The sequence below is a fragment of the Chitinophaga sp. G7 BAM 1005 genome, assembly GCF_057126945.1.
The window spans coordinates 4,561,657-4,582,765 of the sequence record NZ_CP181478.1; the positions used below are offsets into that span (position 1 = coordinate 4,561,657).

The 21,109-nt window shown below is 48.2% G+C and carries 10 protein-coding genes; 1 reads left to right on the forward strand and 9 read right to left on the reverse strand.

Annotation, left to right across the window (positions count from 1 at the left end; translation table 11 throughout):
- Window positions 1–7 precede the first annotated feature (7 nt).
- The 9 genes from ACMXI2_RS18205 to ACMXI2_RS18245 all read right to left on the reverse strand — a co-directional run bounded on the left by ACMXI2_RS18205 (window position 8) and on the right by ACMXI2_RS18245 (window position 19,722).
- The gene (locus ACMXI2_RS18205) at window positions 8–2,842 is read right to left on the reverse strand and encodes a hypothetical protein (RefSeq protein ID WP_483777508.1); all 2,835 of its coding nucleotides are present in this window, start codon (window positions 2,840–2,842) and stop codon (window positions 8–10) included.
- Complete coding sequence (locus tag ACMXI2_RS18210) at window positions 2,835–4,715, reverse strand: glycoside hydrolase family 97 protein (protein ID WP_483777509.1); 1,881 nt, start codon at window positions 4,713–4,715, stop codon at window positions 2,835–2,837. The genes ACMXI2_RS18205 and ACMXI2_RS18210 overlap by 8 nt, the downstream gene beginning before the upstream one ends.
- Window positions 4,716–4,861: 146 nt before the next feature.
- Window positions 4,862–6,277 (reverse strand): SGNH/GDSL hydrolase family protein, encoded by a 1,416-nt coding sequence (locus tag ACMXI2_RS18215; protein ID WP_483777510.1) that lies wholly within the window; start codon window positions 6,275–6,277, stop codon window positions 4,862–4,864.
- A 7-nt stretch (window positions 6,278–6,284) separates the two neighbouring features.
- The gene (locus ACMXI2_RS18220; RefSeq protein WP_483777511.1) at window positions 6,285–9,674 is read right to left on the reverse strand and encodes a hypothetical protein; all 3,390 of its coding nucleotides are present in this window, start codon (window positions 9,672–9,674) and stop codon (window positions 6,285–6,287) included.
- Window positions 9,655–12,249 (reverse strand): glycerophosphoryl diester phosphodiesterase, encoded by a 2,595-nt coding sequence (locus ACMXI2_RS18225; protein WP_483777512.1) that lies wholly within the window; start codon window positions 12,247–12,249, stop codon window positions 9,655–9,657. The genes ACMXI2_RS18220 and ACMXI2_RS18225 overlap by 20 nt, the downstream gene beginning before the upstream one ends.
- Before the next feature lie 13 nt (window positions 12,250–12,262).
- Window positions 12,263–13,981 carry a sodium:solute symporter family protein gene (locus tag ACMXI2_RS18230; protein ID WP_483777513.1) on the reverse strand — a complete coding sequence of 573 codons (1,719 nt, stop codon included), beginning with the start codon at window positions 13,979–13,981 and terminating at the stop codon, window positions 12,263–12,265.
- A 31-nt stretch (window positions 13,982–14,012) separates the two neighbouring features.
- Window positions 14,013–14,903, reverse strand: a complete 891-nt coding sequence (locus ACMXI2_RS18235; protein ID WP_483777514.1) for a DUF5017 domain-containing protein — start codon at window positions 14,901–14,903, stop codon at window positions 14,013–14,015.
- A 23-nt stretch (window positions 14,904–14,926) separates the two neighbouring features.
- Window positions 14,927–16,534, reverse strand: coding sequence for a RagB/SusD family nutrient uptake outer membrane protein (locus ACMXI2_RS18240; protein WP_483777515.1), 1,608 nt, complete (start codon window positions 16,532–16,534; stop codon window positions 14,927–14,929).
- A 20-nt stretch (window positions 16,535–16,554) separates the two neighbouring features.
- Complete coding sequence (locus ACMXI2_RS18245) at window positions 16,555–19,722, reverse strand: SusC/RagA family TonB-linked outer membrane protein (RefSeq protein ID WP_483777516.1); 3,168 nt, start codon at window positions 19,720–19,722, stop codon at window positions 16,555–16,557.
- 337 nt (window positions 19,723–20,059) lie between these two features.
- Here ACMXI2_RS18245 and ACMXI2_RS18250 point away from each other — a divergent pair, with 337 nt between their 5' ends.
- A complete protein-coding gene (locus ACMXI2_RS18250; RefSeq protein ID WP_483777517.1) occupies window positions 20,060–21,073 on the forward strand; it encodes a LacI family DNA-binding transcriptional regulator in 1,014 nt (337 codons plus the stop codon).
- The last annotated feature ends 36 nt before the right edge of the window (window positions 21,074–21,109 follow it).

Genomic DNA, 21,109 nt, shown 5'->3' on the forward strand with positions numbered 1-21,109 from the left:
GGGGGTATTATTTTTTATCTCCCAACGTTATTGTTTTACTTTCTTTTGCTTTTCCATCTATACCGGTTACGGATAAACGAAATTTCACCGGTTGCGATGCCGTTAATGGCACGGTAAATTCAAACGGGTAGGTGGTATCCGTGATCTTTGTTTCTTTCCCGGCGCTGTTTGCATAATACAGGGAGACGTTTTTCAATTTGGTATCATCGTCTTCCAGGTATATATACAGGCGCCTGCTATAACTGCCGAATTTAAACAGCAGCGCGTGTGCGTTACCGGTGTTAAGTTTGGCATAGTCAGGGCTGTGATTACTGGTACCTGATAGTATCTGTTGTTGAAATCCGCTACCGCCATATACTACATCCGTAATCGCCACGGCGGCCATTCCATTAGCCGGTACGGTAACAACAAAGGCGCTGTCTTTGGCCGGTTGTGGCGCTGCACCGGTGTATGACGTCACTTTACTTCCGGCAGCCAGCTTCACCAGTGCAGGATTAACCGTAACAGTAGCGGTAACGGGTTGCGTCGATTGATTTGTAAAAGCCAGCAGCAGTTTATTATCCTTCCTTGCAGCGATGTAATTCAGCTCTGTATTGCTGATGCGCAGTAATCTTGCAGGCATCCATAGCCGCACGTTCTTATCCTGGTAAAAAGAACCCTTCTGCATACCGTACATATTACTTTGCAGGTAGGCATACCCTTCGATATAGGCGGCGGGAAAATGGATACTTCCTTTACTACGTATATAGGTGTCCGTTACCAGGTAGTCGAGCAGCATGGAAGCCATAGGCAGGATATGATTATAATGAAAAGAGTTTACGCTCTGTTCTTTGTGTTTATGCAGCGGAAAATCTGCTTTTTCATAAGCAGTAGTACGCGCTGTATTGATATGATATCCGGGAAAGTTCCTGTACCGGCCTATCACGGCTGCTTTGGCTACATTCAGGAGGAAGCTGTCTTTCGCATAATATCCCAGGCGTAACATCCACGGGGCGTAGTTAGCCATAAAAATAGCACGGTGACCGGTGGCGGTACCGGACGATTCCGGGGTCAGACCGGTTTCTGAAAGCCGCCATGCCGGTGCATTCTCTTCCGGGTAGTACATTGGCTGATGTCCTTTGGATTGCAGGTACCAGTACATGGGCGCCTTGCCGCCTTTGTTTACGGTGATCAGGCTATCTGGAATGGCAGGGCACATCCAGGTGAACATCGTATAATTGCGGGCTCCCTCCACCGCTGCGTCGAGGAAAGATTTATCACCGGTAAGTTCGTAGAGTTGTAACAGTTCTATCCACCTGTTCGTATAAGCAGGCCAGAAAAAGAAGCTGCCGGAGAATGGATCATCAAAAGCGGTTTGTGGCTGATTCACCCGTTGCGCCAGGTATTGCTTTGCTTTGGCTACTGCGGCAGCCAGGTATTTTTTATCGCCGGTGGCGCGATACAGGTGCATGGCGTTAATCCAGTTATTGCCTTTTTCTTTTACATCCAGGTTACGCACACGGTCGGTGTTATATTCCTGCTGCATCATTTGCAGGTAAAAATCATTGGTACCTTCTGACAACTCGTAGAGAGCCGCCAGCTCCGACAGTGGCGCCACCGGGCCTTTTAACCTGCGTGAGGGGCTTTGGATCTTCTGGGTGCTGTCCAGGCTGAAAAGGAACTTTTCCCTTGAGAGCATAAACTCCATTAATGGGTACGCCCTTTTTTCAAACATCGTTGTATCATCCCTTACCAGCGCCAGTTCCAACGGGTTAAGACTGGAAACATTTTTAACTGCGCCGGGTACGTCTGTAGCGTAAGCGCAGCCTTTGAGACTATCGATAAACCAGGCATAATCAGACATGGCGTAATCCACCATGTTATCCAGCGTGGTGTTGAGCGAAGAGATATCATTATGCCGGTAGTCGCGGAAGCCAAATACTTTTTCCGCAATGCGTTCATAGGTATTGTTGATGGCGAGCGGTTCCGCTACCAGTTGAAGTCCGAAACGGAATGTTTGCCCGGCGTTCATGCGGGAGCCATAGCCTCCCGGTATGGGTGCATATACCTGTGGTTGCAGTTGTTGCTGTTTGTTGAGCAGCGCAATACCAAACTGGCTGTTGGCCAATACAGGCAGTGGCTGAAAAGGAAGGTACTCCGGCGCGGCCAGCACACCTATGGTAGCGGCGCCATCGTATACCATCGTAGTAGGCAAAGTAGCCATAAATGCGGGTGTAAGATAGGCGGCATCCGGTATCCGCTTTTCCTGCCAGATCAGTGGTTGCCATATAGCAGCGACCTTGTCTCTCGCAGATGCCGGTGCGCCGGTATAACCAATACTGTAATAGCCGTCCTGCAAGGGTTGGAAGCTGTACTGCAACACCGGGTAAGGTTTGGCGGAGATAATAACATAGGCCGATAACCGGAATTTTGGGGAAGATGGGAAACGGAAGAAAACGGTGTCCTTCTTTTGTTCCATGCTATTGGCGAGGATCTCCGTTCTTTCCCCGGCGTTAAATATATTCGCGGTTCTGTACTCTCCCTTGCTGCGCAAGATCCTGTCGTCGAAGCCATCACCAGCTACGGAAGCATTTATTTTCTTCTGCTTAAAGTCGGCTTTTGCGCTATCATTTACTTTCCAGGTAAGCACATTGTATTCCACTTTTTTAATACCGGCGGGTTTTAGCGCCATGCCTGGATCTGTAGTGTTATACAACACCACAAACGACGGGGCAAACAGGTATTCGCGGCCGGCGGCGGTGATAACAATATGCTGCCGGTTTACAGCTACCTGTTGCTGTGCATTCACTGCGGTAGCAGTCATACACAACAACCCGATATTGCGATATATTCTTTTAATCATTTTCATTATTATGTGCCGCTAACTTTAAAACCAAACCGCCTGTTGCGGGGATAATTATTTTCCCGTAATACTTTGCATTGATCTTTGGAGATGCTGATGCAAAGGCGTTTCCATCAGACGTATCTGTGATCAGTGTTGCTATATATTTTCTTTTTTTATCGAGAAAAGAGGGTTGCAGGGTAAAGGCGCCTGCACTGTCTGTTCCATTGATCACGGCTACGTACCAATCGTGTCCTTTGCGGCGCGCAAAAGCCGCCATCCTGCCAATATCGCTGCCGGGCAGCACAATGGTTTCATCCCATGTTACCGGTAATGTTTTCAGCAATGGAAGAATGGGTTTGTAACTATCATTACTTAACAGCGTAACCGGGTTTTCCGCGATGCATTGAAACGGCGAATTAAAAATGTACAGCAGTGCCAGCTGATGCGTATTGGTAGTGGCTCCCCTCTTACTAAAAAAGCCGGGCGTATAATCGCCATGTCCGCAGAGAAAGCGGGTGAAAGGCAATGCAGCGTTATGCCACGCGGGAATGGGTTCTTTCATAATATTCAGTTCCATACCCCGGATACCTTCGCGGGTCATTTCGTTGGGATAGGTTTTGCTTTCCCCGGCAGGCGCCTGGCAGCCATGAAAGTTGACCATCAGTTTCCTGGCGGCAGTTGCTTTTAACAGTCCTTCTTCAAACGCGATCAACGGTTGGGCTTCGCTGTTCATAAAGTCTGTTTTAATGCCCACAGCACCCGCCAGTGCTACGCTGTCGAGGAAAGTATCCCGCTGCGCGGAGTCTCTTATCTCTTTAGAATTTTTCCATACCCATATATGTACTCCTTTCTTTGCTGCATCCTGGCACAGCGCTTTCAGCTGTTCCCATTTGCGGGGCCATTTGGTTTCCCAGCCTTCATCCAGCAAGGTATATTCAAAGCCGAGAGCGGCAGCGGCGTCGATAAACCGCGTTTCTTCCGCCGGCTCCATATAGTGTTCATTTCTTGTGATCCAGCTCCATACACTTTTGCCGGGCTTTATGTAAGCGATATCAGCAAATAAGCGGCTATCAGGACGTGGATTAAGATTTTCAATCACGTGGTTATTTACCAGCGCATTGAGATTATCTGCATACAGGATGGTACGCCACGGGGTAACTAATTTGCCTTTCACCACAAAGCCGGTATCTCCTTCTGTAAAGTTCACCTGCAAACTACCATTGGCGGACGCTTTGAGTCGCATGCCGCTATAATTGTACAACGCTGCTTCTGTAATCACCGCATACTTTTTTTGCGGCAGTTCAATCACCAGCGGCTTGCCTTGTATGGGCCCCTGCTCTGAAACGGTGGATAACTGGCTGATGGTAGTATGTTGCCACAACCCTGCGTATGACTGAAGTTTCCAGCTGTTGTTGCGTTCAAAATACCATACGCCGGACGAAGGCGGCGCCGTAAAAGAAGTGAGTTCTTCCTGCACATGCTTATCTTCCGTTCCATCTATTATATAGCGAAAGGCGCAGCCGTTATCAAACATCCTGCATGCTATGGTATAGCTGCTATTATTTTCCTTTATGCTGATGGTGTAAGCGATGCCCTCCTGTATAGCCACGGCCGCATTTAACCGGGTAGGATTGGTTTCCCGGATGATCTCCCTGCGGGAGACAGACATCTGCTGTACGTGAACGCCGCTTGTTTTATTATTTACTTTGATGCCCATCCGCGATGGCAGGATCACCCACTGTTTGCCGGCCTGTAGCTGGTATGTGAGGGCGCCCTGTTCTGTAAAAAGTTTTGTGCACAGTGTTTTATGCGGACTTTCCAGCAACAGTGTATCTGTTGCCATTGCAAAATGAACCGGCAATAACAAGGCTATGATTAACAAGCACCGCATATGAACGTGAAATAATATAATACTGTATCAGTTTTTTAATCCTTCAAATTAACAGTCTGCGCTTCGTAACTTCAAAATATCGGGCAGTTAAAAAAGTTGGGAACATTCCCATTTCACGGGAATGTTCCCATAAAAAGTTGCTGTTGTTACAGGGGCTTTCCTCTTAAAAGAATCTTCCCGATATACACCACCGTTTTATCGTACTTAGCGGGGTTCTTCGTGATATCTTCCAGTTGTTGATCTCCCAGGATCTTTATTTTATCTGCCTTTTCGGAAGATACCCGGATGGTGATAGTATGAATGCCCGGTGTAAGTGTGATGAACTCGTACTGGCCGCGGTACCGGTTATTACAGAAGTTATTGAACCGGTTAATCACGTTACTGCCATTGGGATCTGTTGCGGCCACCACTTTTAGCTGGCGGGCGCCTTTTACGCCACCGTCGGCCAATCGCGCCGGCTGACCATCAATGATGACTTCCACCTGTCCCATTTCGGGGCCGCCGATATCAAAAAAACCAAACATGCTGCCTTTGAATCTAAAGGTAAAGGACGCGCCTGGCTGATCTGCTTTCATGATATAAGGAAACCATCCGGTGAATTGTTTCTGGGGAGAATTAGCGGTGTTAACGCTGCTCCAGCCGGCGCTGAATGTAGCGATGTTCTGCGGGGCATACATACCCGCGTCTTCCCAGTTGTCTGCTATCAGCGGCGTGGGTAATACGTTGGAAGATATAACGGTATGTTGTTTCAACTTATTCATACCTCTTGCAATGGCTGCGGCATACAGGTTGCCGCCAGCTGTTACCGGGTGTATGCCATCGTGCGAAAAAACAATTTTACCCGGTACAGTGACGCTATCGCTCTTCCACTCCAGCTTTCCCTCTTTCTCCAGCACGGCGATTTCCATACCGAGATGTATAGATGGCAGCTGATAATGCTCCGCTATTTTTTCGAGCCCCTGCACGTTTTCAGGGATGTTGCCTTCCAGGTAAGTTTTTAAATGTCCGTTATGGACCGTATAGATAAAGCAGATATCGATGGTAGGATCATATTGGCGTATCTGCCTCACAATGCCTTCCATCCCATCTGTATAGGCGCCATTCACGGCAAACTCCACAAATACCAGGTCGGGGTGATATTGCAGCAGCTGATCCCGGAGGCGGCAGGCGCCCAGATCAGTTCCGGTTCCGGAAACACCGGCATTAATGCCTTTCATGGTTACAGACGGATACATGGACTGGATATAACGGGTAGCCTGTGGCCGGTAGCATTGATTCCCCTGCGTAATACTTCCTCCGATAAAGCCGATAGTGACCGGCTTTCCTGACGACACTTTTTTGAAGAAGTGAGGCGCGCCATTACGTACCGTGCATTCCGCCGGGTTATTAAAGTTGCCGGGCGCTATTAATGGCGCCGCGTTATCAGCCGGGTTAAAATACAGCGGCGAGGCGCCTGCCTGCGAAACGGCGATCAGTCTTGCTCTTTCGGCATCTTCTTTATTCTGTGCTGTTATTTCCAACGACATCCCTATACATAATACCAGGATAAAATAATGCTTCATATGAGTATCATTTCGAGTTGTTATCAAATGTGATGATTCCTTCTTTTACCTGTCCGCCGGAGGTGGTTACCTTTACTTTCAGCACCGCTCCTGCGGTTGTGTTCACGGGATAAAACGAGCTTTCATAAGGATAAGCAGTGATAACACGGCTGTCTCCATTTAAACGGAAGGTTGCCTGCAAACCCGCTTCAGGTGGTGATTCCAGGTAGGTATATATCGCATCCCATCCGAAGGGAGAACGTATCCTGAAGGCATAGCATTTGCCGATGCCGGCGCCGAGGTCCAGCACGTGCATGCCGTTCTTTACCGGTATTACTTTTTTTACTTCGTTCTTTGTTCTCAATGGAAATGAGACGGCAGAAAATCCCTTACCGTCAACGGCTACACGCAGTTTCCGGTTATTCATCTGAATAGTGGCCGGCGAAGCCGTGGCTGTTGCATAATATGCGGCAGCCACATTATCCTGCACAGCTACTTCTTTTCCAGTAAGAATATCAGCAGATACTTTTTCTGTTGACTCATTCAATAACAGCAACCAGAAGCGATTTTCGGAAATAGCGGTCACATAATTCACGGCGGGGTTTCCTATTTGCACCAGCCCGCGTTTCATCCAGAGGCGCACCGTTTCATCATCAAATACTTTACCGATGCCACCGCCAAATACCCGGTTGTTAAACCACACAAAGCCATCCTGCTTGCCATAAGGAAAATTTACTTTCCCGTGCGAACGCTGCATGGCTTCGGTAATGAGGAAATCCAGCGTAAATGCGAGATGCGGCGGTATATGATGATAATAAACGGAGCTTACATCCGGGCCTTTGTAAGGAAAATCCGGTTGCATGGTAATATCGGTAAAGCCGGTAGCATAGTAACCGGGATAATTTGTAAAGCGGCCTATCACTGCATTGCGGGCATAGGTTTCAAAGATCGTCCTGTTATCTTCAGAAAATAAACGCAACAGGTGAGGCGCCCAGCTGCTCATGAATACCGGCCGTACCAGCTTACCCGGATCAAAGAGTGTAAAGGGTTGTTCAAACCCGAGTCCTACGGGAGATACCAGGCTTTGCGGCACCTGTTTCTCCGGTGCATCACCCTTCTTTCTTGGAAATCCGAGGCGGTACTTTTCTCCGCCTTTCCACCATAAGGTTGTGTTACCATCATAGGTACTGCCCGGGTGAATTGTTTGCAGCTGATCCTTTACTTCCGGGTAGGCCCTTATTCCTGCCAGCGTTTGAAAAGCGGAAGTTTCCGCGGCGCGCAGGAAGAAAATATCTTTTGTTACGTCGTAGAGGTCTGTGAGGTCCCACCAGTAGGCGTAAAAGGAAGCATTGTAAAAAGGTTGCTTACTTAATGGCGCAGTTTTAGCGCCATACACATCCGTTGAAATATATGCTTTCGCATGTTTTGTGGCAGCGGCCAGCCAGCTTTTATCTTTGGTGAAACGGTAAGCTGCCAGTTCCTGCGTCCAGGCGGGGATGTTCACGGAATATCCTTTCGCGGGCCTGATGCTATTTCCGGGAAGCGCGATTTCCTTTAGCCAGGGGTTGGCTTCACCCAGCAACTGGTGTAATCCCTCGTAGTATGCCGTGGTGAATTGTGAATTATAAGGACTCAGCACCAGCGATTGTTTATCTTTATTAAACGGTGTTCCGGCAACGCCTCTCGACCAGCGGAAGCCGCTGCGGGACAGCGTATACTCGATGGTAGGTAATGCCCTGCTGATATAAAACGCTTCGTCCTTTTCCAGCACCGCAGCCGACACTACTGCCAATGGTGCAGCCTGCACAACGGTAGGCGTTACTTTCGGATCTGCTTCAATGTCGTAAAAGCCTTTCAGTTCCGGCGCCCAGCCGGCGGCAGTATCGTTCCGGATCAGGTCTGTAATATTGAAAACGGTTTCTGTGAGAGAAACCTGCCCCTGTGTGCGGTAATCTTTTACTTTATAGATACTGTCTGATATATACGCCAGTGCATCGTTCCAGCCTGATGCTAATGCACCCAGTGCAAATTCGCGAATGATGGATTGCCCGGCTGCGCGCCTGGAATCATCCAGGCCAAGCACTGGTGATAACGCTACCGGCTGTACGCCGTTCTCTTTATTCTTAATAGCAAAGCCCATCGGCGAAGTACTGGCTTCTCCCCAATCCAATGGAAAATCTGCCGGTGTTCCGGAAATGAAAGTAGCGATCCGCTCTTTCGTTTCCATTATTGCCAGCGGCTGCGGCATCATGGCGGAAGGTAACATTACCGGGTTATCCGGGATGCGCTGGTATTGGAACATGGGAGGCAGCTGGATGGCGGTTACGTCTTCTTTTCTTACTCCTTCAAAAGCGGTTACTGCCAGGCTGTAATACCCTGTCTGTTTTGGTATATACGTTAACGTTAGCAGCAAATGACTACTGCCCGGCTCCAGTTGCCAGGTACCTTTCAGTATTTGTCCGCCGGCAGTTTGATAGGTAACTTCCAGTTTTTTGTCCGATAGCTGCTTCACAGCAGCAGGCACGCATTCCTGCAATTCCCCTGCGAGGAAAGGATTGGTAAGACTTTCCGGGGCCAGTACCGTGAACATTTTACCTCGGCTCTGAAAGCTGCCGGAGGCGGTTGCCCCATTCCAGGAAGGGAAAAAACTGCCGAAGCTGATCTGCGGATCTTTGGCGGTGAGCAGGAATATTTTACTTCCCTCATTGTTGATCCACTGGTTGCCTTTCCGGATACCGTTACCCGCAACTATCTGCTGACCAGATGTTTTCAGGAATTGAAGCCGGAGTTTGCCGTTGTTAATACCAGCAATAGCTGCGCCTTGCCCGGAAATATTTTTCACAGCAGCAGTAGCCGGTGCTGGTGGTATATACTTCACCGTTAGTGACGCTGTTTTAAAACGCTGTAGTGAAGCCAGCGGCTCCGCGTTCGGATCAAAGCCGGCAGTAGCGAGTAAGATCGCATCACATCTTCCAAAATTACTCTTCGTATCGTGCAGTGCCATTACATTTTCACCGGCATCGAGTGTAGTAGTACCGGCTTTCTCCCAATAGTAGCCTTCTTTGCCATGCTGCCCCGATTCCTTTTCCAGTGGTTGCTCGTTGATAACTACCTGGAACAAACGGGTGCCGGGTTTATTCGCGGGATAGTCCGGGGTGCGTACCCAAACGGCAAAGGCGCCGGCGGTTTTGCAATTGATCACGGTAAAGGCATCTGCCGCCTTTACCTTACCGGAAAATACACGGAGAATAGTGTTACCGGACACTTGTTCTCCCGGAACTTTTTCCAACTGCCATCCGCCTTTGAACTGGAAATCTTCCGCTTCCACCAGGTAGCCGGTTTGCGCCTGTGCTGCTGATATGCTGCAGAGGCATATCATTACAGCAAGGAATAAATATTTACTTAGCGGATGGTTCATAGTCTATTTCTATTACACTCAGGCCATAAGGCGTGATGTCTTCCCGGAATGAATGTGTTATGTCAGTGCCCTTTTTACTACCATTTTTGCTGATCCGGTAGCAGGCAACTGGTTTGATGGTTTTATCAGGCAATACTTTGGTATAATCGATATCCAACGTGCATTTCAGCGGATCATCGTCGCTGTTCAGCAACAGCAGGAACAGCTTCTGTTCTTTCTGATTGATGGCGCAGTAATAATCGAGGTAAGGGTTAGCTGTTTTCAGCAATCCATCTTTCAACAATAAATCTGCACTTGTACCATATACCTTTCCCGGAGCGAAACCATAGGTTTGATGCGGACCCACTTTTGGCGTGATAAATCCTCTCGGGAATTGAATTTTCCCTGACGACCGCATCTCCATTTCTGCCAGCAGGTAATCGGTGATCCAGCCCACCTGCCACCAGGCGTGATGCGGGTAAGGACCCGCGCCTTTATTCATCACATCCCAATAGTAAGAGGCTACACTGGTGGTGCTGTCTACAAACGCGTCCCTTCCCAAAGCACCGGCCCTGGCCATGTTCAGGAACAGGGAGTCGCCGGTGAGGGAGAACATGCGCACAAACATACCGGCATGACTGGCCAGCAGAATGGGGCCGCGATGATTGGCAGAACCGAGGATACCGCCATGCTCGAAACTTAGTCCTGCCTGGCTTATCTCCCAGTCCTGCCGTTGTATACCATTCACCTTTTTACTTTTGGCGGAAGGAACAGGGTGAGTATAAACAGAAGTAGTATACAATTGTGCGGTGCTCACAGCTGCCTGCAAATACCTGCGTTCTTTTGTGATGTCGTAAAGATCCAGCAGCGCCTGCGCGCTTTGACCGGTGGCAAAATCCGGCGCAAAACGGGTATCGCCGCAAACACCGAGAAAATGGCCTTTTGCAGTAGCGTGCCGGATGTACCAGTCGGCTCCCCGCTTAGCGGCATCCAGGTATTTTTTATCTTTCAATATTTTCCAGGCTATCACCAGTCCGTAGAAAGTAGGACGCAGGTCTTCCACTTCTGTAAACATTTCCTTTTGAGAAGCGTGATCGTAGGCAACAGCCCATTTCCCTTCGGGCTTCATCCAGGTGAGCAGCCTGTCGGCAGCGGATTGCAGCTCCTTCTTCAATACCGTGTCCCGGGGACTGAACAGCAGGATATTCCCCATGTCCATCATCATGTAATAGGTAAGCCCAATGGGTTCCACATAGGGCCCCCATTCTTCGGTAAATCTTTTACTTTTTGTAAGATAATATTGTCCTGCTGCGGCGCCGTGGAAAAAGCCGGGGTTATTATCCTGTTGCTGCAGTTTAAAATTGCGGGCATAAGGCAGGCGCGTTTGCTGCAATACGCTGTCGCCTGTAACAGTAGCCAGCATCCACATAGCGCCATAGTCGGAATTCTTCATGGCATCTTTTTCGGATCCATACACACCGCCCAGGTAGGCTTGTGCGCCTATATCGATGCCCTTATAATTTTCGATATTCCACAGTGATGTTTTACTATCCACTACATATTTGTGCATGGACAATATGCGGCTGGTGAGTGATTGCCGCGTCTTTTTCAGGGCGAGGAAATCATTGAAATGGTAGATATCATTCACGGCATGTTTGAACACCGTGTACCAGCCTGCCTGTTGAAGGGTGTACCTGAAAGAAAAGGTTACTTTATCGCCTTTCTTCAGCAGAGAACCTTTTTCACCCAACACCGGGTGATAGAGTGTAGGCGTGAGCGTTGCTTTCCTGTTCATCAGGGAAAGGCCCAACAGCCAGTCGCTCTGCGTTTTAGTGTCATCCTCCCAGGGATCTCTTCCCGTGCCGGGGGCAGGTATTACTGCCAGTGTGAGGTTGTTTTTTGTATGGATGAAAGGCGACAAAGTAGCCGCAGTTCTTTCGCGGACAATCACCGGTTTATCGGGGATGCCCTGCATATACGCGTATGCTTTTATAAAATCTTTTTCAACGGCATTGCTTTGAAAGTATCCCGGTATGCCTGCCCAGGCCAGTTCATTTTCCGGAACAGTAGCCAGCGTGGGTGTTGCCAGGGAATAGTAGCCGTCTTCCTTTGCCTGCAGGGATATTTCCACCAGGATATCTGTCCGGAATTTTTCATCCAGGCGCCAGGAGGAAGTAATAGTGGCTTTGTTGTTATCTGCAATGAAGGTTAGCTCATTGTTATTTTTTTTTACGGAAGATGGATAAAAATACATCGCTTCACCGGCAGTATTCATGGGAACGGGTTGCAGGGCCGCTTCCCATAAAGGGGTAATGTATCTATACTGCGGCTCCAGGAAGCCGCTCTTTTTATCATACCCCGTTGCAGGTGTATTCCCGGGCTTGTTCTTCGCGTACAACAACGTGTATTCACCACTGGTATGAGGCAGCCGCTGCCCGTGTACAGAAACGTTTTTTATATGCCATTGCCCGTTTTTGTTTATCCAGGAAAGATGCAGTGCATTATTGTCAAGCGTAGTTTGTTGCTGCGCCTGTGCGGGCATACTGCATACGCACGCTGCATAAAATAATATACCGGCTGATAATATTCTTCTCAAAGGATCATCTTTTTTAATTTACTAAATGCGCTGCCGGCGATGTCACCGGGTCAACTTTCACCTTCCGGGACGCCCGGAGCGGGATGGCAGCTGTTAACAGGATCACCGTGGCAATACCAGCTACCAGTGTGGCACTTTTTCCGGAAAAGAAACACAGTCCGAATAACAGCAAAGCAATAAACGAAAGGGAAAAAGCGATTACTTTCAGGCCGAATTTGTTTTGCTTTCTTATCTCCAGTTCTTCTTTTTCATCTACTTCCCGTATGGTTTCCCTGCGTTGTGTTCTCAGCGCTTTGAGCTGTGTATATTCATTACTGGTGAGTCCTTTATAATAAGCGTATGCTTCGTACAACGCAAGCATTATAAAAGGCAATCCTACACCCAGCAGCATCTCGTTGGCGCGGCTTAAACCGGTACCATATACCAGCGGAAGGATGATCTTAAATACAAGATTAGTAGCCAGGCTGATACCGGTAATATATAGTGTAGCCTTGCCCGTTAGCCGTTTTGAAAACAGCGCCCATATAGGCGGCGCCAGCAACGGACCACCGGTAACAGCGCCTATGCTCAGCGTAAATTCAACAATACCACCGATATAAGGAACAATTAAGGCGATGCCAATCATTCCCAGCCCAAAGAACCAGGAGGAGATCCGGGCAATGCTCATCAGTTTTTTGTCAGATGCTTCGGGGTTGATGGAACCTTTATAGATATCATTTGTAAACACAGCCGACACTACATTCAGCGCGGTATTAGCCGATGCAGAGGTGGAGAAGTACATACCCGTAAGAATGAGTCCCATGAGGCCGGCCGGCAATACGTGCTGGCACATCATCAGGTAGGCGTTTTCCGTTTCCAGTCCCTGCAAACCCGGGTTGATACTTTTATACAACATGGGTGGCAGCATCCAGAGTACGGGACTGATGATATACAGTCCCGCGAAAAGATAAGCCACTTTTGATGCGGACCGGGGTACATCCACGCTGGTGTAGCGCTGTACAAAGGTCCAGTTGCCACCGATATAAAACACGTGGTACAATGCAAAGGCCAGGATAAAGCCCCAGGTATATTCTCCGTTCACCACGCTGAAAAAACCTTCGGGTGAGAAATGCAGAAAATGCTGCACACCACCGGCGGCATCAAAGGCCAGGGGGATAATAATCAATATGGCGGCCGTGAGGATCACGAACTGCAATATATCTGTTACCATTACCGCCCATAGTCCGCCAACGGCGGTATAGGCAATCATAAACAGGCCCAGCACCACGGTAGACGGCATCAGTGGCAGTCCGAGCGAAGCGCTTACCAGCCTGGCCACAGAATACAGCACAGAACCTTTGATCAGTAACGACACCACCATGAAAATGTAGATATAAATCTTCTGCACCTCTACACCCAGGCGTTCCCTGATAAATTCCGCTGCGGTGAGGTTACCGGTAGCCTTCCACCGGGGAGCGAGGTACAGTCCTGTTACGAGTCCGCCGATACACATGGTCCATTGTATGGTGATGGCCACCCATCCGTATTTATAGGCGATGGAACCCCATGCCACGAAAGTGCCTGCGGAAAAGAAGCTCATGAAAAGTGAGAGTCCCCCGATGAACCAGGGTACTGATTCGCCAGCGGCAAAAAATGACTTGAGGTTTCTCCCTGTCCTTGAAAAGGAGAAACCCACCAGCATAATAAATAAGGAAAATACAATAATGACTGACGTATCGATTACAGTGTTCATCAAATGTTTCCGTTTAACCCCCGCTTTTCAGCTATGGAGTGATAGTTAATGTAAGTTCTTTTGTTGTTCTCTTTTCACCATTATAACGTACCGCAGATACATCAAATACTACTTTATAAGTACCCGGTTTGGTGTAAGTGTATTTATACGAAGGCAGCACGGTGCTGATATTTTTCAGCGCTACCCCGGCATCCGGCTTAATATAGAAGGGATCAAACCCTTTGGTGATTACCCAGTCTTCATTATCATCTGCATCTTTATTACCGCCAAACATCAACAGCTGTGCGGTGGTAACCGACCACACGGATGCGGGGTTTTTAAAGTCGAATGCTTTCCATCCCCCGCTGGATAGTACGGCTACCGGCGATACTACGCCATCGGCTGAAATATTATTGGCTTCAAAGGTCCGGATCACCCAGCGGTTTTGTCCCTGTGTTTTTTTATAGTCTGTATATTTAAAAGCAACGTAAATGCGGGCGGCGGTATTTTTCGGGTCCGCAAATTCTTTCAGGCTGATGGTACCTGACGGTGTATTGTCCTGCCCGGTGGAAAATACGGCGCGGTCTGAAATATCCGTCCAGGTGGCAGCTCTTACATTGGTGGTATCTGCTACGCCGGAATAGTTGTTAGATACCAGCAGTTGCAGATTTTTATAGATCAGCCCGAACTGCACCCATGTTTTAAAATTTATCTGCAGATCGTTTTCTGCGCTGGTGCGGTCCCTGAATTCGTAGTTGTGGCCGGGTTCGCCGGAATAGAAGGTGATATTGTCCGGATTGCCGGCAAAGTTAAAGGTAACGGTATCTCCTGCCTTATAGGTAAGTGAGGAGGTAGTTACTTCCAGCGATGGTGTCGTTACTTTCTCCTTTGCACAGGAGATAAATATAATAACAATGATCAACAGGTATATTGAATTTCGCATATTAAGTACATTTTAGCGCGGTGTTACCAACCCTTGTTCTGTTCTGCCAGGTGATTAATGGTTGTTTCTGTAGTAGGAATAGGAAACAGTACGTTCCTGGCCGTTGTATTCTTTGCGGCATTACCTGAATATTTCCATGCAGATGGTGCAGATGCGGCCACTTCAGCGGCCAGCGACTGCATCCTGGACAGGTATAGTCCCCAGCGGATCAGGTCGTGCTTACGTGCTCCTTCAAAGCTAAGCTCCCTGGCCCGTTCGTCCTGCACGGCTTCGAGGAATTCATCTTTCCCCAAACCTGCTGGCAGGTCAATGGTGGCATCCGGTGTGGCCGGTGGTTTGCCATAGCCCCTTCTTCTTACCATGTTAATCGCGTCGTAAGCCTCTGCTACCGGTCCGTTCACCGCATTTTCTGCTTCCGCTTTCATCAGCAGTACATCTGCATACCGGATCACCGGGAAGTTGGTAGAATTATAGGACCTGTTTTTGGGCGCCTGCGTTTCATACTCACGGCGCCATTTGCCGGCGGTGCGTTCATAGATCTGCGCGGGGGTATACGCCACTTTGGTAACAACGCCATTCACGATGGAATACTTGTACGGCGCGATGTTCCAATCCCTTCGCTTATCTTCCGCCGCAAACAGGTTGAATAACCTCGCGGAAGGATGTACCGGCCCATTTGAATAACCTACGTTATCATCCGGCGATTCCACACCATTTTCAATACCTACTCCGCCTGCGAGCTGCGTAGATCCCTGTTGATTGCCATACATGCCTATTTCCCACAGGCATTCCTTCGACTCGTTAATGTCTTTAGAGTGATTGATGAAGATAGCGCTGTAATCCGGGTTCAGGGAGTGTTTGCCGGAGGTGATCACTTTGTTGGCATAGGTTAATGCGTCCGCATATTTTGATACATCTTTCAGCGGTTCGCCGGCCATTGTGAGGTATACCTTTGCCAGGATGGCCTGCACGGTGGTAGTGGTCACCCTTTCATTGTTGGTATAGGTACTGATATCATTTACCAGCGGTTCGGCTGCTTTCATATCGTTGAGGATGGAAGCATACACCTCTGCCACGGAAGAGCGGGGCAGCGCGGGTTCTACGGGCGATTTGGTAGAAGATAATTTCAATGGCACGCCACCGTAGTTATCCACCAGGATAAAATAATAGTAAGCCCGTAAAAAAAGCGCCTGGCCTTTAATAGCGCCTCTCTTTTTTTCATCCATCTTTGGCTTGTCTACATTTTCGAGTAACAGGTTGGCACGGTCAATGCCCTGGTAGGCAACTTCCCAGAGTTTGCCTACATCCAGCTGACCGGCGTCAAAATCCATCACCTTCAAATTATTCACGGTAATATTCTTGTAGAAGAATTCATCGCTTATGGCCAGGTAGCTGTACAGGCCCCGTGAGTACATTCTCCCGAAGTTATCTATCAGCCTGTTGTACACGCCATTCAGGGCCCTCTCAAGATCTGCTTCTGTATTATAATAATTTTCCGGTGTTACGAAATCTTCCGGCTTTGTGTCCAGGAATTTGTTGCAGGCAGTGAATGTGCTGCCGGCAAGGATGCATAGCAGGAAGAGCTTTGTTATTTTTCTAACGGGAGATAATTTTATGTTGCTTGGTTTCATAATCGCAGCTTTTTAGTTCGTTAAAAGGTCACATCCAGTCCGAAGGTGATGGTTCTTGCCTTCGGATACGCCGACCAGTCGAAGCCCGGTGTTAAAGCCGATTGCCTTACAGAAACTTCAGGATCGATTCCTGAGTAATTTGTCCAGGTAATGAGATTTTGTGCAGAAGTATACACCCGCAGCCCTTTTATTTTAGCCCGTTTCAGTAACGGCGCCGGCAAATTATAGCCCAGCGCCACAGTTTTGAGACGCAGGTAAGAACCGTCTTCAATGGTGCGGGAAGAATATACCAATGGTCCCTGTCCGCCTACTTTATATAATTTGTTGGTTTGATTTTCCGGTGTCCAGCGATCCGCGTAGCTGGCAAACATATTCAGGAAAGACCTGGTTACATCGCCGTTTTCAAATTCTATGCGGTTGGCATTCAGGATATCGTTGCCATAGCTCCACTGGAAGAATACGTTCAGGTCGAAGTTTTTGTACGTGAAATTATTGGAGAGCCCGCCGGTGTGTATCGGGTTAGGATTACCGATGATGGTGAGATCGCTGTTATCCACCTGTCCGTCGCCGTTGATATCCTTAAACTTAATGTATCCCGGTTGGATGCTACTTCTTGGATTACCGTTGTTGGGCACTTTATCTTTCAGCACATAAGTTCCGTTAGACTGATCAAAGTCGCTGTACTGGTAAACGCCGTCAAATATAAATCCATAAAACGAGGCGATCGGATGACCCGGTATAGCGATATATGGATAAGCGTTATTAAAATTACCCCAGGTGATACGGGAAGCGTAACTGGGTTCGCCTTCGTTCAGCTGTACCACTTTATTGCGGTTGAAGGAGATGTTGAAGCTGGTAGACCAGGTGAACTTTTTATGCTGAACGTTCATGGTGTTCACAGAAAATTCCAGTCCTTCGTTAGACACTTTACCGATATTCCGGATACCGCTCAGGTAACCTGAAGATGGCGCCAGGGTGGCGTTTAGCAACAGGTCTTTTGTATTCTTCTTATAATAATCAGCGGTAAACATGATCCTGTTTTTCAGGAATCCCAGGTCTATCCCGATATCTGTTTGTGCAGTGGTTTCCCATTTCAGCTTAGGGAATCCCAGGTTGCTGGGAATAATGCCCTGAACGGGCGAGTTCCCAAAGCTGTAACCGGAGTAAGGGAACAACTGCAGGGAGGTAAGATAGGCGAAATCCCCTACCCGGTTGTTCCCGGTGGTGCCGTATCCTGCGCGTATTTTAGCATCTGACAGGAAAGATAAATTTTTCATGAAAGATTCTTCGATGATCCTCCAGGCCACAGCACCGGAAGGGAAATAGGCCCAGCGGTTGTTGTCGGGGAATTTGGAAGAACCATCGGCACGGAACGACAGCGTAAGCAGGTAGCGTGATTTATAGCCGTAGTTAACGCGGCCGAGGAAAGACATCAACGCATTGGATGATTTTGCCGTGGGAGCGGTATTGATAATCCCTTCATCCAGTCCGCTCATACCCAGCGATTCATTGGGCAGCTGGCTGGCAGAGAAGCCATAGCTATAGTAAGCGAACTTCTGCATCGTGAAACCGCCCAATACATTCAGGTTATGATCTTTATTGATCACCCTGGCGTAGGTGAGGGTATTTTCATTGAGCCAGTTGGTTCTTTCCAGGTTGCTCACGGAGCCATTGATACCGAGTATACTGCTCTTTGGATTTCCGAGGCGGGTATTGGAATTATTGAATATTTCTTTCCGTTGCGCTTCTTTGGTAATACCACCGGCCACTCTTAATGTAAAGTATTTTGCCGGTTTATATTCCAGATAGGCATTGGCGATAAGGGTATTATTGAACAGCGGGTTATATTCATTTTTTGTAGAGATGACCGGGTTCATGCGGTATTCATTCAGCGGGTCCACATCCGGATCAAATGGTTCATCTACGAGGGAGGCATCGCTGGCGGAGTCGCCGGTTACCGGCCGGTAGCCCCAAACACTGTACATCAGGCTGGAGGTTGGACCGTTGGGTGTTGGTGAAGCTACGGCGCCATAAGTTTTGGTAGCCGTATAGTTTACGTTGATGCCGGCTTTCACTTTATCGTTCAGCCGCTGATCCACCACAGCCCTTCCCTGGTACCGCTTAAAACCGCTGTTAATGATGATACCGTTCTGGTCCAGCAGTGAGCCGGAAAGGGAGTAGGTTGTTTTATCGTTACCGCCTCTCAGGGAGAGACTGTGGTTTTGCATAAATGCTTTTCTGAAGATTTGATCCTGCCAGTCGATTCCCTTTACATTCTTATAGTCGTCGAGCGTTTTACCTTCGCCGAGATAGATGGGCGTATAAAAAGCCGAGTTCTGTTCGATCTGGTATTTCACGAACTCGTAAGGGCTCATCATCTTTTGCTTTTTGATATTTTCCTGGAAGCCCATCCAGGTTTGATAGGTAACTGTTGGCGCGCCGGTTTTGCCTTTTTTGGTAGTGATAAGGATAACGCCGTTGGCGCCCCTGGCGCCGTAAATAGCGGTGGCCGAGGCATCTTTCAGTACTTCGATGGAGGCTATTTCCTCCGGGTTGAAGATGTTGTTGGACGGGTTTTCCATCGGGAATCCGTCTACCACATACAGCGGAGAGTTTTCCTGCGTTACGGAGTTATTACCGCGGATTACGATGTTCAATGCGGATCCGGGCTGACCATCGCTGGCAGATACCTGTACGCCCGCAACGCGGCCTCCCAGGGCTTCTTCGAAGGAAGGTACCGGCGCTTTTGCCAGGTCGGCAATTTTAAATTCGCCTACCGACCCGGTAACATCTTTTCTTTTTACAGTTCCGTAACCGATTACCACCACATCGTTCAGCCCTTTTATGGAAGGCTCCATCACGATATTGTACACGCTTCTTCCGGCGGTAAGTTTTACCTCCCTGTTCAGAAATCCTACATAGCTGAATACGAGCGTTGTGCCAGGTGCGTTACTGGTAGTGATGTGATAGATCCCGTCTTCATTGGTGATGGCGGATGTTTTGTCGTTTTTCACGCGGACCGTTACCCCTACCAGGGCGGTGCCTGCGGCTTCCGTTACTTTACCGGTAATTGATATTTTGTTAGCTGGCCCCGTGGCGGGCTGCTGTGCTGCTACATCCGTAGCAGGGAAGATGATAAAGAGCAGGAGCAATAGATACCCTGCTGATAAGAAAACATTTTTGTGCATACCCCCAAACGTGTTTTAAAATTTTAGTCTGTATGATTCATTCACATATTTTTATTGTGCGCCGGGCAAATCGCCGGTGGAGGTACCTACTCCATGTAATGGTGCAATATGTGAAACGTGGATGATTGGCGTAAGGTGACAGGTACAGGCACGGCTGGCGCAAAAGAGGTTGAGAGCAACAGTTCTTTCATATCGTGAGAATTTATGTGTCCAAAGATTATAACTAACTGTTACCCGATGGTAAAAAAAATGATGATTTTGCCATTGGGAACATTCCCATAAATTGGGAATGTTCCCATTTTTGATATAATTGTGTTTCTTTACATAAAAATAACCCATGAAGCGACACCAGATCACCATCGTTGACATTGCGAAGGAGCTTAATCTTTCTAAATCAACTGTGTCACGGGCTTTAACCGGGCACCCCAGTGTGAACGCAGTAACAAGGCAGGCCGTGCTGGATCTGGCGGAAAAACTCGACTACCAGCGCAATATGCTGGCGATCAGCCTGGTTACCAGGAAAACAAATACCATAGGCATCATCGTTCCGGAATTTACCAGTTCTTATTTCCCAAATATCACCATCGGCGCGCAGGAAGTAGCCAGCAAAGCCGGCTATAACACGGTCATCTGCCAATCCAATGAAACTTATGAAACAGAAGTGGCCAACACTAAAGTGATGCTGGCAAACCAGGTAGACGGTGTATTGGTATCTATCACCAAAGAAACAAAGAACTTTGATCATTTAAAGATATTCCAGCGAAAGGGTATTCCCATCGTATTTTTTAACCGGGTATGTGATGAAATGGATGTACCCAAAGTAATTGTTGACGATTATGATGGCGCATTCCGCGCCGTAAATCATTTGATTGAAAGAGGCAGGAAAAGGATCGCGCATTTATCCGGCCCGCCTTCGCTCAAGATAAGTGAGAAAAGACTGAACGGCTATAAAGCCGCTTTAAGAAAGAACAATATTGAACTGGATGAAGACCTGGTAATCCCATATGATCTGAACCTCGATAAGGTACATATCTATGTAAACCATCTTTTAAACCTCCCCCATCCTCCGGATGCCATCTTTGCCATCAACGACCCTACCGCCATTGAGATTATACAGGTGGTGAAGAAAAGAGGCTTACAGGTACCGGAAGATATCGCAGTAGTGGGTTTCAGCAACGACTTTGCATCAGGACTTATTCATCCTTCTTTAACCACGGTATCACAGCCGGTAAAAGAAATCGGCGGCACGGCAGCACAGCTGCTTATAGACCAGATCAGCCGCGATGTAACAGAATGGAAAAGTATTATCCGGGTGTTGAAAACGGAACTGATTGTGCGGAACTCCAGCTGAGGAAGTGCACAAATATGATTTATATCTTAAAGAGAA

What these genes read in the sequence shown, in the direction of transcription:
- ACMXI2_RS18205 (WP_483777508.1), bottom strand. Translation starts at nt 2,842, where the DNA reads ATGATTAAAAGAATATATCGCAATATCGGGTTGTTGTGTATGACTGCT.
- ACMXI2_RS18210 (WP_483777509.1), bottom strand. Translation starts at nt 4,715, where the DNA reads ATGCGGTGCTTGTTAATCATAGCCTTGTTATTGCCGGTTCATTTTGCA.
- ACMXI2_RS18215 (WP_483777510.1), bottom strand. Translation starts at nt 6,277, where the DNA reads ATGAAGCATTATTTTATCCTGGTATTATGTATAGGGATGTCGTTGGAA.
- ACMXI2_RS18220 (WP_483777511.1), bottom strand. Translation starts at nt 9,674, where the DNA reads ATGAACCATCCGCTAAGTAAATATTTATTCCTTGCTGTAATGATATGC.
- ACMXI2_RS18230 (WP_483777513.1), bottom strand. Translation starts at nt 13,981, where the DNA reads ATGAACACTGTAATCGATACGTCAGTCATTATTGTATTTTCCTTATTT.
- ACMXI2_RS18235 (WP_483777514.1), bottom strand. Translation starts at nt 14,903, where the DNA reads ATGCGAAATTCAATATACCTGTTGATCATTGTTATTATATTTATCTCC.
- ACMXI2_RS18240 (WP_483777515.1), bottom strand. Translation starts at nt 16,534, where the DNA reads ATGAAACCAAGCAACATAAAATTATCTCCCGTTAGAAAAATAACAAAG.
- ACMXI2_RS18245 (WP_483777516.1), bottom strand. Translation starts at nt 19,722, where the DNA reads ATGCACAAAAATGTTTTCTTATCAGCAGGGTATCTATTGCTCCTGCTC.
- ACMXI2_RS18250 (WP_483777517.1), top strand. Translation starts at nt 20,060, where the DNA reads ATGAAGCGACACCAGATCACCATCGTTGACATTGCGAAGGAGCTTAAT.